A 12,553-nucleotide genomic window follows, 5' to 3' on the forward strand; every position below is an offset into this window, starting at 1 on the left:
ACCCCCCAGGTCATCCGTACGACAGGGGGCACACAGCCATACCGGACCCGGGGGCCAGGCGCCCCATTGCGGGGCCACGGAAAAGGTAACGGGGCCTGCGAACCGTACTCGGCCAGCAGCCGCTTGTTGTAGATCGTGGTCGTCACGGTCTGGTAGATCGGCGCGCCGTAGATCCGGCCGTCCTGCGTCACCGCGTCCAGCGCGGCGGGCAGGAAGTTGTGCACGGTGTCCTTCAGCGCCGCGTCCAGCGGGACGAGTTCGCCCTGGGAGGCGAACCGGGGGTCTGGTCCGGCATCAGAAGGACGGCGTCCGGCCCGTCGTCACCCGCGATGGCGTCGGCGATGCGCTGGTCCCTGCCCGCCCACGGCAGGTGCCTCACCGTGACCTCGACAGCCGGGGTCGCCTTCGCGAAGCCCTTCTCGACCTCACCCCAGTACGCCGTATCCGCCTGGGGATCGGTGATCACCGGGTACATCCAGATGACAAGACGGACCGGCGCAGGGCCGCGCCCGGAGCCGCATCCGGCGAGAAGCGGGGCGAACACGAGTCCCACGCAGGCCACCAACCGTCCGGAGCCGGCCGGCATCCTGGTCAGGTCCCCACCGCGAGACGAACGCCGATGTCGTTCCGGCCGAGGCGTCACAGATCACGTTTCCCCAGCAGTCGGGCACACGTTGGTGGGACAGCCGGCCCAAGACTGTCCCGCGCCTGCCCAACCCTCGCTGCACTCTCCACCGTCAAGCCGTTGACCAGGAGAAAAACTGAGTCCGGCTGGAGCACTACCATCTGGGCGATCAGGGACGGGCCCGTTGTGGCCGGTTCCGCGGCTGACACAGCCGGGTACGCACCGGGCCGAGGCTCACGCGGCCTGTGGCGTCAACTGCCGGGCGGAGGCTGGGCCTTGATCCAGTCAGGGTCGGCCCAAGGCTCAGGTTTTGCCGGATAAGCCAGGTTTGTGCGGTATCCGGGGTCCCGTTCCTGGCGGAGCCGCACGCTCGTGTGCAGCCGCGCGTGCTCGGGCACCGGGCGCGTGCGGCGGCCCACGAGGATCCAGAGGGGGCCGTTGTCGTGAAGGGGGGCGGTGGCGAAGTCTTCGGTCACCGCGCAGGCTTCCTGGTAGGCGCCGGGGCGGAAGTCGAGGTCGCGGCAGACCCCGTCGGTGATCCACTTGAGGGTGATGGTGGAGAGCAGGGGGGCGTTCTCGGCGTGTTCGAAGGTGCCGCCGACGTCGGAGTGCACGCCGGCGAACCAGACCTCCTGGGCGGTGTCCTGGTTGGGTTCGGGGCGGGGAGTGACCAGGAACTCGCGGTAGGGGCGGCGTGTTTCGTCGAGGGACACGGCGTGCCGGATGCGGGCGGCGTTGGGCAGTTGGTGGGTGTAGGGCCAGTTCAGGGTGCCCAGGCGCAGGATGCCGGCTGCCTTCACGGTGTCCCAGAGGCCGAGGTAGTCGACGGGGACGGCGTGATGCGAGACCTGCCGGGGGTTGTTGCGTTTCACGGTGGCCCACAGCGGCTCGTTCTCGGTGCGCCGGCAGAAGGCGTGCGAGAACCGGGCGACCTCCTGCTCACTCTTGTCGATGTCCTGGTTGAAGGCGTACCTCGACACCGCGTAGGGGACGAGGTTCTCGGAGCCGGGGCGTATGAGGCCAGGTTTGTTCAGCATCCCGACGAGGGCACGCGCGGTGTAGGCGCCACGGCTGAAGCCGAAGACGTACACACGGTCTCCGGGCTGCCAGTGCTGCATCAAGTAGGTGTAGGCCTCGGCGAGGTTGGCCTTCAGCCCGGTGCCGAATGCGAGGCCGGTCAGGCGGGAGAGCCATCGGCCGGTCGGTCCGTGGGCGGTGGTCGCCGACATGGTGCCCACACCGGGGTCGTAGTAGAGGAGTTGCCGGTCGGGGGCGTCCGCTTCCAGCATCTCGAACAGCCTGACCACGTTGGTCGGGTGGCGGGCGCCGACCTGGTTGCCCGTTCCGTCGAGGCAGATGACGATTCGGCGTGACATGCCCGCTCCTAACCGGTGCGCCTGGTGGTGGTGCGCCGGGTCGCTCCGCCCCGCCGCGGCGTGGTGGCGGTGACGAGGGGGCCGGTCGCGGTGCGCCGCCCGGGCTCGATCTGTTGCTTGAACGCCTCCAGGGCGACGGTGCTGTTGGCCGGGAAGACCGCCATCTTCCCGAGGCTCTGGGCCTTGGCGAGGGTGTCGCCCGCCGTGCTCCCCTCGGGCGCGTGCACGAGGCGTACGTGTCCGTCGCCCGATCCGCGCCGGTCCACTGGGGACACGGCGCCGTGTGTGCCGTCGGGCAGGTTCACCCACAGCTGGAAGTCGTCGTACCGGACGAAGTCAGCGCCCTTGACGGGCCAGGGGTAGTGGTGTTCGCCAGGCACTTTGGGAAGGATGCCCTGGTGGTTGCCGTTGCTCATCGGTACGCACGCGTTGAACAGCGAGTCGGTCCACCGCTCGACGCCGTCGGCGTCCGTGATCGGCGTGCGCAGCAGTTCCTGGGCGCCTTTGTAACCCAGTTCCCCAAGCGCGGGCAGGGTGTCCGGGAAGGCGTCGATGAGCTCGGCGGCCTCTTGCCTCAGCCGCTCCACCTTCGCCGGGTCGGCGCAGAACTGCATGCTCCACTCGATGCCCACCCGCGCGCGGTACATCCGCCAACCATGGGCCCCCTTGACCCACAGACTGCCGCCGTGGTGCATCTCCCAGTGCTCGGCGCCGGGAGGTTGGGGCCCGTAGGGGAGGTCGTCCTCGCTCATCTCGGCGAGGACCTTGTGTGCCACCTTCTTCGCTGCCTGGAAGTACGTCGACTCGAAACGCGGGGGGTGGTCGACCAGCTGTATTTTCCAGGGGTGGTTCTCCGATTCAGTGCCGCCGGGTGCCAGTGCCGCTGGGGTTCGGGGCTTGGCGGCGGACGTCTGGGACTTCGCGCCTGTTGCCGTACGGGACTTGGTAGCTGAAGGGGAAGCGGTGTGCGTCATGGTCGGCCTCCTCGCGCCGGTGACGCGGACTCGCGCCAGACCCATGACGCCAGTGCCTGTGTCTCCATCGTGCGCCCGGAGCCGAGGGCAGGCCAGTCGGCGGATGGCTCTTGCGTCAGCGGAAGCCCCGCCGTACGTCGGCCACTTGGCGTGCCGCGGCCGTGTCCCTGGCGGCCGCCGACGACTGCGGTGGACAGGTCGGACCGGGAGGGCAGACGATGGAAGTGGCGCAGCCCGGGGCTACGGCGGGCTGCGACGGGCGAGGAGGTCCTCTTGGCCTTCGGCATCTCGTCACGCGTACCTTCGAGCACACCCCTGAATCGACGCCGTTGACCGTGTTCCCGGCCGCAGGTCGCAACGGATTCAACATCCCGTTCGGTCGCGCCCTGCGGCCGGGCGACGGTCTGCTCCTTCCCACCCATTGCGGGGGAAGCACGTGATGTCCGGCTACGAAGTCCGCAGTCCGGGCGGACCACCGGTGCATCCAGCATCAGCCGTGCGCTCGTACCGCGCAGGAGACCTCCACACCAGCGGCCGTCACGTAGGGCGTGAGGTCCTACCTTCCGAGCGGCCAAACGACTGACCTCCTGCTGTATGCCGCCCAAGGACTCTACGAGCCCGGTGTGGGCGAAGCCCCCCAGTCTCGGCCGCCTGCCTGATCGCCACGCGCAATCAGCCGCCCGTGCTTTGACCGACGCATGGACAGCAGGCGCTGCTGTCAGCGACGCTCACCGCAATGCTCTGTGGATCGCACTTGAACTGCCTCGACCCGAACGTGCTGTTCCCCGGACGGGACGTGGTGTCCTCCCACCCGCCGTGATGCTGAGGCCCGGGGCTGTGTCACACGTACAGGCCGTCTGCCAGGACGGGGAATCGTTGACAGACCGCCCCTGCACCCCGGTCCGGTCCATGCCGAGGGCGCGTTCACGATCTGAGTCAGGTCGTGCCCGGGGGCGCCCGATGTCCAGAGCGTGGCGCTGCCGGTCAGTCCGACAGGAGGCCGGTACCGGCCCGGCAGGCGCCCTGCGGGCATCGGACGGACCACGCGGATGCGCGCGACGTTCCGTCAGGTCCCGTACGTAGCACCGCAAGGCGAGTGTGTCCAGGCGCGCCGCCGGTGCAGCCCGAAGCTGCCTGCGCAACCTCACGTCCTGGGATGGGACAGGCGCACGCTGTGTCCCGTCCCGGATGACACACCGGCTCGCTGACCGGGACACGATCAACACCGGCAATCCGCCCTCGCTGTGACTGCGCGCCACGCAGCCCTTGATGGCGGGTATTCGCGATGAACCGGCCGCTAAGCGGTGGTCAGATCGCGTACCAGCTCGGTCATCTGCGTCGACGGCGCCGCCTTGAGTTCGCGGTACAGGTACCTGCGGTACTCCTGGTAGCGCTTGAGCGCGCTGGCGATGTTGCCCTCGGCTATGTGGACCTCGATGACGATGCGGTGCGCGGTTTCGCGGAGCGGGTCGATGGCGATGGCCGCCGAGGCGGCCTGGAGCGCGGGCAGGTAACGCTCCGCGGCCTGGAACTGCTGGGCCAGGCTTTCCAGGGCGTACACCCGCATCTGGTCCCAGCTGTCCCGCTCTGCCATCAGCCAGTCCTCCGACCAGCCGGGCAGGAGCTGGCGGCTCAGGTCGTCGATGAGTGTGGGCCAACCCTGCGGCAACGGGCGTATGCCGTCGAGGACCTGACGGGCGCAGTCCCCGACGGCATTCAGGTCAACGTGGACCGAGGGGGAGAGCAGTAGCCGCTGGCCGACACACTCGATCACGGTCACCGGTCCGGCCCGGCGGGCCTGGCACAGCGCGGAGCGAAGATTGGCCGCCGCACGCGAGGGCGTGCAGTCCGGCCACAGCTGCTCAGCGGCGGCGCACCGGTGGGCGACGCCGTCGTCGCGCAGCGCAAGAAACGCCAGGAGACGCTGCGCTCCCAAAGAGAGCGAGGTGGTGTTCCCGGCGTTCGTGAATTCGAAGGGCCCCAGCAGTTCGAGGCATGCACCATTCCACGACACATCCACCACTGTGCCGCTGGCACGTGCCATGCGCACCCGATGAGAGCCCGCGTGAGCCGCTCGATACACCCATCCTGGCCAGGCAAAACGGGTCAGCAACCAATCAGGGACGTTTGCGGAACGCATCCCGGACAGTGCGCACAACACCACCGCGACAGGGCCGGGGGAAGCTCGTTCCGAACCACGGTGAGCCCCGTACCTGACCCCGGCGGAGGGAATGTCAGATGGATGTCCGGTCGGTCCTGCAGGGCCTTCCCGGCCACGAGGAAGCCTTCGGCCATCCCGAGGTGTGCGTCGCGGTCCTGGACGGCCCGGTTGATCTGTCCCACCCCTGCTTCGCGGGAGCCGACGTCACCAGGATCGACACCCTGGTCAACGAGCCGGTCGGCCGAGGACCGATGTCGCTGCACGGCACGCATGTGGCGAGCCTGCTGTTCGGGCAGCCGCGCAGCCCCCTCACCGGTGTCGTCCCCCGCTGCCGGGGCCTGATCCTGCCCGTCTTCAGGGATGCCGGCGAAGGGCGGGTGTCGCAGCTGGATTTGGCGCGGGCGATCGAGCGGGCCGTCGAGGAGGGAGCACACATCATCAACATCAGTGGTGGCGAGCGCACCCTCGAAGGCCAGGCCGAGAGCATCCTGGTACGCGCGTTGCGCATGTGCGACGAGAGCGGGGTCCTGGTCGTCGCCGCTGTCGGCAATGACGGGTGCGACTGCCTCCAAGTGCCCGCCGCGGTGCCGTCGGTGGTCGCGGTCGGAGCGCACGATCCCCGTGGGGAGCCGCTGGCAAGCAACAACTGGGGTGCTGCACACCGCAACAACGGTGTCCTGGCCCCGGGGCAGGACATCGACGGCGCCGTGCCCGGGGCCGGACTGACCGCGCTGACCGGGAGCAGCTTCGCCGCCCCCGCTGTGTCGGGCGTCGCCGCGCTGCTGGTGGCCGCTCAATTGCGAGCGGGGCAGAGCGCGGATCCTCGTGCGGCGGGCCGGGCGATCCTCGCCACCGCGACCGTCCCCGCGTGCACTCCCGAGGACACCCCCCGATGCCGGCGGCACCTGGCCGGCACCCTGAACGCCGCACGCGCCTATGACCTGGTCGCCGCAGGCAACCAGCCCACCGCGTCCGGAAGCGAGAAAGTCCCGGCCTCGTCCGAGCCCGGGCTGGTTGCAGCCCAGCAACATGCCACGCTGCCCCGCCATTCGGGGACCGTCGCTGAAGGCGAGCCCCCGCCGGTCACAAGGACCTCTTTCCCGATGGACGAAGGAGCCCGCGCCATGGAAACACAGCCCAGCACCGCCTACGAGGAAGCTGTCCCCACGGACGGGGCAGCCGACGATGCAGCTGCAGTGTCCGACCTGCTCGGCTCCGAGCCGCCGCAGGCGGAGCAGGCCGAAATGGCCTCGTCGGGGGTCAGCGCCGCGGGCGAATCCCCGTCGCCCGGGACAGGTGCATCCGAACCGAACGAAGGAGCTGGTCCCATGGAAATTCAGTCCACCCCGGCAACTGCACGCGCCGGTGCTCCGAGTCCGCAGACGCCGACCGCCATGTCCATGGGCGCGAGCCCCGAAACGGTGGGGAGCGCCCAGGGGAGTGGTATCCGTCCCGCGGCGGGCTGCGGCTGCGGAGGAGATCCCGCCACGGGCTGTGCGTGCGAGAACGCTGGCCGCCGCCAGTTGGTCTATGCGGTGGGCGTCATCGGATTCGACTTCCAGACCGAAGCCCGCAGGGACAGCTTCCGCCAGCAGATGCCGGTCGTCACGGTGCCGGGCGGGGCCGGCCGTGAGAGCGAACTGCCCCCCAACCCCTATGACCCGAACCAACTGGCCGCGTATCTGGCCAAGAACCCGTGGGTGTCCGACAAGGTGACCTGGACGCTGAACATGGACAGCACGCCGATCTACGCCCTGGAGGCGGAAGCCTCGGTCGGCATGGACTGGAGTCACCCGATCACCGTTCCCGTCAAGGCGGGCATGGAAAAGGGGAAAGCCACGCTGCAGCAGAACGATCTGGTTCAGCTGATCGAGACCCTGTCGCACCCCCCGGTGTCCACGGTGTACCGGATCTTCCGGGAAGCGATCAGGGGACAGGTCCTCGCGTCGGAGGACGATGCCTATGTTTCGCGGGTGTCGATACCCGGGGTGCTGACGGACCGGACGGTCCGTTTGTACTCGGGGCAGGTCGTGCCTGTGGTGGAGGTCAAGAGCCGCGGCGTCTACACGTGGAACGAGGCCGCACTGGTGCGGGCCGTCATGGACGACATCAGGCATGACGCCGAGCAGAACAAGAACAAGGACGCTGTGGGAGAACCTCTCTCCGACGAAGAGATGCGCAATACCCTCCGCGCGTTCCTCGACAAGATCTACTACCAGTTCCGCAATCTCGGCCAGAGTTCTGCCGACCGGGCGCTGAACTACGCCGGAACCAACGGCTTCCTGTTCGGGAGTCAGCTGAAGGACGGAATCCTGTCTGGCAAGACCGTCGTAGGACAGACGAATCAACTGTGGGCGCTGGACACCATCACGGTTTCCAAGAGCCCGTACTGCCGTCCCGGCTCGGACTGCCAGGACGTCGTCGTGAGCTTCTTCGATCCAGACAACGACCGGCGAGCGAGGCGCTCGTACCAGTTCACGTTCGACGTCAGCGACGAACTTCCGGTCAGCCTGGCACCGGTCCACACCTTCCTCGACAGGTGAACGCTTCCGTATCCGAGACAAGGGAGACCCACGATGAACACGCCGAACAGGGAACTGAGGCTTTCACCGCCGCTCCAGGCCCGGCCCGTGCGCCGAGACCACTGCGGTGCACCGGCGGCCCAGCACCTGGAAGACGGTGCGCGAGCCGCACGGTCAAGCTGCGCCGACCTGCCGGGAGCGGCCCGGCAGCTGTGCTACATCGCACGTCACGGCGTCGCGACGTGAATAGGTGACCGCGCCCTCCAGGGCGATGCCTGATGGGGAGGCCGAAGACCGCGTCCACGACGTGGCCGGCGCCCGCTCGAACCCGGTTGGCAGCAACGGCCCGCCCTCGGGTGCACCACTGCACAAGGCCGACAGGCGCGACATCGCCGAAGGCCGCGCACCCTGCCTGCCGTAGTCCTGTGGCATCACCCGCTCCGCGGGTGCGGGTGATGCCACGCCTGCAGGGGCGTTCATCCCGCTCTGAAGGGAGACCACCATGCCACTGAACATGCCAGTCCAAGGAGCGATCGACCGGCTCCGTGAGCCTTACGAGCCGTTCCTGGTGGAGTTGGGTGAATTCGAGGACGACGACGGGACAGTGATCGTGGTCAAAGGCAGGGCAAACGACGGTGACTACGGTTCGCTCCCCAGCGATCCGCAAGCGGTGCAGGGCCACGACGCCCGTGGCTGGCACTGCCAGCCCACGACCGGCTGCGTATGGGCAGGCCTGGTCTGAAGCAGACCATCATGCGGCACCTTCCCTCGGACCCCGGTCCAGGAGCCAATTGATCACCGGTTTCGCAAAGATGCCCGTCCCGTCCGCCGATGCCCGCCTGCCAGGTCCATGCGTGAACCCCACGCCAGCGCCTGCGCGTCCGCGGCGGCGGATCCCTGTGCGACGACAGGAGCCGACGATGCACGACAGCGTCAGGGAGGCCTTCCTCCCCTTCAACGAACCGATGGAGGGCCGGGTGCGATTCATGTACCTCGACGTCAAGCGCCTGGTCTCCACCGGAGTGGGCAACCTGCTCGACGCGGACGACCCCGGCGACTTCGGCAGCAACCCACAGCCGCTCCCCGACATTTTCACCTTGGGCTGGTTCGACAAGACGACGACGGCCGCCGCAGACAGCGCTGAAATCGGCGCGGAATACCAGCACGTCAAATTCAGCGGCACCGCCTCCAAGCCGTTGCTTCCGGACAAAGAAGCGATCACGCGGTTGCGGATCACCGACGAGGCGATCAACGATCTGGTGTCACACAAGCTGGACAGCTTCGAGGACTCTCTGCGCCAACGTGCCGCCTTTGCGGACCTGGACCAGTGGCCGGCCGACGGCCAGCTCGGCCTGTTCAGCATGGCTTGGGCGATGGGCCCGTTCTTCAAATTCCCGAAATTCCAGGCCGCCGCACAGCAACAGGACTGGCTGACGATGGCCCTGGAATGCAAGATGACCGAGGCCGGCAACCCAGGCGTCATCCCGCGCAACGTGCGCAACGGACTGCTCTTCACACTGGCGGGCTGGATGGCCGCGCCGCCCCCGGGCGACTTCACGCAGCTGTTCTTCGACCCCGCACAAAAGCTCGACGCCCTCATGCGGTCGGGAGCCTTTCCCCTCCCCATGAATCTGGTGATCGGCCTGCAGGCCGCTCTGGAGACCCTGGGATTCGACCCCCACGGACTGGACGGTGTTCTCGGCAAGAACACCCGCACCGCCTTGAACGCGTTCCAGGCCGCGCACGGTCTCCCGCCGACGTCGTCGGTGACCAGCATCGACGACGTCCCCCGCCAGACCCGTGACGTCCTGCTGGCACAACTCGACGACAAGGGAGCCGCTCATTTCGGCGACCCCGTGTGACACCGCCACACCCGCAGGATCCCGCGGGATGACCCCCGCGAGCGCACCCGAAACGACCGGAAGGGCAGACCCATGGCCATGGTCGACTCAGTGCGCGGCGCACTGCAGGAACAGAGCCAGGCCGCCGCACGCCGCTACCAGGACACCAGCACACAGCGTTCTGCTGTCACCCAACAGCTCGACGAGGGAGTGAAGTTCCCCGACTCCCGAGAAGCGATCGCCGCCCGCGCCAGACGGCTCCTCGACCGGGGCGCAGTACCCCCTGCCGCCGTGGTGACTGCCGCCAGCCGGACCACGTCAGACACCGAGAGCGTCTACGAGCGTGTCATCGGCGCATCGATGGACCTGCAGGCCTGGAGCTTCCTGCCGCGTGGCGTGCGGGCCGCAGGCACCGTCGCCCGCATCACAGTGCGCGACCAGGGCCGTGAACTGCCCCTGGGCACCGGCTTCCTCGTATCGCCCCGCCTGCTGATGACCAACCATCACGTGCTGCCCGACGAGGCATTCGCCGCGCAGTGCTTCGTGGAGTTCAACGCCCAGGTCACCATAGACAACACCCCCGACCAGCCGGTCCGCCTCGACCTCGACCCCCGCGCGTTCTTCGTCGCCGACGAACGCCTCGACTTCGCCCTGGTCCAGATCGCTCCCGGAGCCGACGGCATCCCACCGGGAGAGAGATTCGGATGGAACAAGCTCAGCATCCAGCTGGGCACCCTGGTGATCGGCGAGCCGGCCAACGTCATCGGCCACCCGATGGGCCACCTCAAGGAAATCGCCATCCGCAACAACGCCCTCCAACTGCGGCTGGACGACTTCCTGCACTACGGCACCGACACCCAGCCCGGAAACTCCGGATCCCCGGTGTTCAACGACCAGTGGGAAGTGGCGGCACTGCACCACTGCGGCGTCCCCGCCAGCGACGAGCAGGGACGCCTCCTGCGCAAGGACGGGCGCCTGTGGCAGCCCGGAGACGGCGACGACGCACTCGCCTACGTCGCCAACGAGGGAGTACGCATCAGCTCGATCCTCAGACACCTCACCGCGCTGCCCCTCGACCCCGCGCAGCGCACCGTGCTGGCACAGATGGGTCCCGAATCCCGGCTCCTGGAAACCGCGGCAACACAGCCGCCCGCCCCGACCGCTACCGTCCCGGCGTCCGTGATCACTGCGCCGGGCGTCGCCGAGCGGACCGGTGGCCACACCGGCCTGCGGGCGAGTACGGAGGCCTTCGGCGAGGGACGGCATCTGGTGTTCCTGCACGGCAGAAGCCAGCAGGGCAAAGATCCCGAGATGCTGCGCCGCCAGTGGTGCGCGGGCCTCAACGCCGGACTCACCCGCGCCGGGGACACACCGATCGTCCCCGCGAACGTCTGGTTTCCCTTCTACGGCGACGTTCTGGCCGAGGCCATGGGCCCGCACACGGCCGCACCCCGCTCACCCGAAGCAGCGGCCGCCGGACCGGTCGAGGCCTTCCCGCCCACTCCGACCGGCACTTACGAACAACTCGTGTCCGAGGCAGCGGACAAGGCGGCCATGCCCCCCGACGGCCACATGGCCGACGAAGGACTCGGCGACGTGCTGACCTCGGCCCTGCAACGGCAGCTGAGCTGGCTGGCCGCCAGGACCGATCTCGACGAATGGGTCATCGCCGCCACCTTGAGGGACGTCGCCGCCTACCTCGACCAGGCCGACGTCCGGGACGCGGTCCTGGACTGTGTCCTCGAAACGATGCCCGCCTCCGGCGAACTCGTCCTGGTCTCCCACAGCCTCGGCACCGTCGTGGCCATGGATCTCCTCACTCGGCTCGCACCGGAACTCGGCCTCACACTGATCGTCACGGCCGGCAGCCCCCTGGGACTGGACACGGTCTTCAACCGCCTCCTCACCCGCGGGCCTCACCGTCCCCCACGCGTCCGCCAATGGCTCAACGCCTGGTGCCCCACCGACGCGGTCGCCACCGGCTGCCCCCTCGCAGCCGTCTGGGGACACGACGCCCTGACCGATGTAGCCGTCACCAACGCACGCGGCCGTGCACACAGCATCGACGAGTACCTCGCCCACGCAGAGGCCGCCGCCCCGATCGGCCAGGTGATCCGCACTGCATGAAGACTTGTCCGATTCCAGGACCAGGCCGGCCTCAGGCCTGCCGGCGCCACTGCATGCCCCATCCGACGGAGAGTGCACACCCGTAAGGAGAGAAGAATGCCTCAACAGACAGAATGGCGCTTCTGCAAGAAGTGCACGGCAATGTTCTGGGACGGCGAACAGGACAAGGGACGCTGCGCCGGGGGCGACACCCATGCGGCAGCCGGCTACAACTTCTCGCTTCCCTATGACGAAGCGGGCACTGCGACAGTTCAAACGGGCTGGCGCTTCTGCGGCAAGTGCACGGCAATGTTCTGGGACGGCGAACAGGACAAGGGACGCTGCGCCGGGGGCGACGCCCATGCGGCAGCCGGCTACAACTTCTCGCTTCCTCATGACGTGCCGGGACAAGCCCGAACCCAGGACTCCTGGCGTTTCTGCGGCAAATGCCGAACTCTTTTCTACGATGGCTACGCAGAAAAGGGGCGGTGCCCCACCGGCGGTGGTCACGCCTCAGCGGGCTACAACTTCGTACTCCCTCGCCTTGCGTACAACGGCGATCCCGTTCCCTACGGAGACGACTTCGTAGCCGTGCCTGTCGACGAATGACGACTCCGCCCTTCGCGAGAGCGGTCATTCCCGTGCCGGACCGATTGCCTTGTCGGCTCGCCGAGGTCCTCATACACGGCGGTCAACCCGGCGGGCAACCGTGTCCGGCACCAACCGTGTCAGACGTGATCCACCACCCCGAACCGTCAGCACTGACCTGGACGTTGGGCCGCAACTCGATAGCCTCCACGTAGGCCTCCTGCACGTAGAAAGTGCCCTCCGCCTGGAACGGCAGAACCCCTCAGCAAGGTTCATCGCCCCAGGTCGGCAAGGCACTTTCGCGCACGTGAGCTCGAGATCGGCCAGACGGCTGCGGCCTCGCCGCGCCGTCGGCACGGC

At 68.3% G+C, this 12,553-nt stretch carries 9 protein-coding genes and 1 pseudogene; 5 read left to right on the forward strand and 5 right to left on the reverse strand.

What is annotated here, in order from left to right; all coding sequences use genetic code 11:
• The 5 genes and pseudogenes from ACFYR3_RS39245 to ACFYR3_RS39265 form a co-directional block, all read right to left on the reverse strand.
• Positions 1–224: pseudogene (locus ACFYR3_RS39245) on the reverse strand (hypothetical protein); the annotation flags it as partial.
• An 8-nt stretch (positions 225–232) separates the two neighbouring features.
• On the reverse strand, positions 233–553 hold the full coding sequence (locus ACFYR3_RS39250; RefSeq protein ID WP_355852146.1) for a hypothetical protein: 321 nt from the start codon (positions 551–553) through the stop codon (positions 233–235).
• 323 nt (positions 554–876) lie between these two features.
• Positions 877–2,001, reverse strand: coding sequence for a DUF2235 domain-containing protein (locus tag ACFYR3_RS39255; protein ID WP_389286853.1), 1,125 nt, complete (start codon positions 1,999–2,001; stop codon positions 877–879).
• An 8-nt stretch (positions 2,002–2,009) separates the two neighbouring features.
• Positions 2,010–2,975, reverse strand: coding sequence for a DUF6424 family protein (locus ACFYR3_RS39260; protein WP_355852152.1), 966 nt, complete (start codon positions 2,973–2,975; stop codon positions 2,010–2,012).
• A 1,297-nt stretch (positions 2,976–4,272) separates the two neighbouring features.
• The gene (locus ACFYR3_RS39265; protein ID WP_355852155.1) at positions 4,273–4,989 is read right to left on the reverse strand and encodes a BTAD domain-containing putative transcriptional regulator; all 717 of its coding nucleotides are present in this window, start codon (positions 4,987–4,989) and stop codon (positions 4,273–4,275) included.
• A gap of 224 nt (positions 4,990–5,213) precedes the next feature.
• Between ACFYR3_RS39265 and ACFYR3_RS39270 the strand changes: the two genes are divergently transcribed.
• The 5 genes from ACFYR3_RS39270 to ACFYR3_RS39290 all read left to right on the forward strand — a co-directional run bounded on the left by ACFYR3_RS39270 (position 5,214) and on the right by ACFYR3_RS39290 (position 12,214).
• The gene (locus ACFYR3_RS39270) at positions 5,214–7,679 is read left to right on the forward strand and encodes a S8 family serine peptidase (protein ID WP_389286855.1); all 2,466 of its coding nucleotides are present in this window, start codon (positions 5,214–5,216) and stop codon (positions 7,677–7,679) included.
• Positions 7,680–8,160: 481 nt separating this feature from the next.
• The gene (locus ACFYR3_RS39275) at positions 8,161–8,400 is read left to right on the forward strand and encodes a hypothetical protein (RefSeq protein WP_389286857.1); all 240 of its coding nucleotides are present in this window, start codon (positions 8,161–8,163) and stop codon (positions 8,398–8,400) included.
• Positions 8,401–8,578: 178 nt separating this feature from the next.
• Positions 8,579–9,520, forward strand: coding sequence for a peptidoglycan-binding domain-containing protein (locus tag ACFYR3_RS39280; RefSeq protein WP_355852164.1), 942 nt, complete (start codon positions 8,579–8,581; stop codon positions 9,518–9,520).
• Positions 9,521–9,592: 72 nt separating this feature from the next.
• On the forward strand, positions 9,593–11,626 hold the full coding sequence (locus tag ACFYR3_RS39285; protein ID WP_389286859.1) for a trypsin-like peptidase domain-containing protein: 2,034 nt from the start codon (positions 9,593–9,595) through the stop codon (positions 11,624–11,626).
• A 96-nt stretch (positions 11,627–11,722) separates the two neighbouring features.
• Positions 11,723–12,214 (forward strand): hypothetical protein, encoded by a 492-nt coding sequence (locus tag ACFYR3_RS39290; RefSeq protein ID WP_389286861.1) that lies wholly within the window; start codon positions 11,723–11,725, stop codon positions 12,212–12,214.
• The last annotated feature ends 339 nt before the right edge of the window (positions 12,215–12,553 follow it).

The organism is Streptomyces sp. NPDC005784 (genome assembly GCF_042871525.1).
Lineage (GTDB): Bacteria > Actinomycetota > Actinomycetes > Streptomycetales > Streptomycetaceae > Streptomyces.

Excerpts from the sequence above, each read along its gene's own strand:
- ACFYR3_RS39255 (WP_389286853.1), bottom strand. The coding sequence starts at position 2,001 with ATGTCACGCCGAATCGTCATCTGCCTCGACGGAACGGGCAACCAGGTC.
- ACFYR3_RS39260 (WP_355852152.1), bottom strand. The coding sequence starts at position 2,975 with ATGACGCACACCGCTTCCCCTTCAGCTACCAAGTCCCGTACGGCAACA.
- ACFYR3_RS39270 (WP_389286855.1), top strand. The coding sequence starts at position 5,214 with ATGGATGTCCGGTCGGTCCTGCAGGGCCTTCCCGGCCACGAGGAAGCC.
- ACFYR3_RS39275 (WP_389286857.1), top strand. The coding sequence starts at position 8,161 with ATGCCACTGAACATGCCAGTCCAAGGAGCGATCGACCGGCTCCGTGAG.
- ACFYR3_RS39280 (WP_355852164.1), top strand. The coding sequence starts at position 8,579 with ATGCACGACAGCGTCAGGGAGGCCTTCCTCCCCTTCAACGAACCGATG.
- ACFYR3_RS39285 (WP_389286859.1), top strand. The coding sequence starts at position 9,593 with ATGGCCATGGTCGACTCAGTGCGCGGCGCACTGCAGGAACAGAGCCAG.
- ACFYR3_RS39290 (WP_389286861.1), top strand. The coding sequence starts at position 11,723 with ATGCCTCAACAGACAGAATGGCGCTTCTGCAAGAAGTGCACGGCAATG.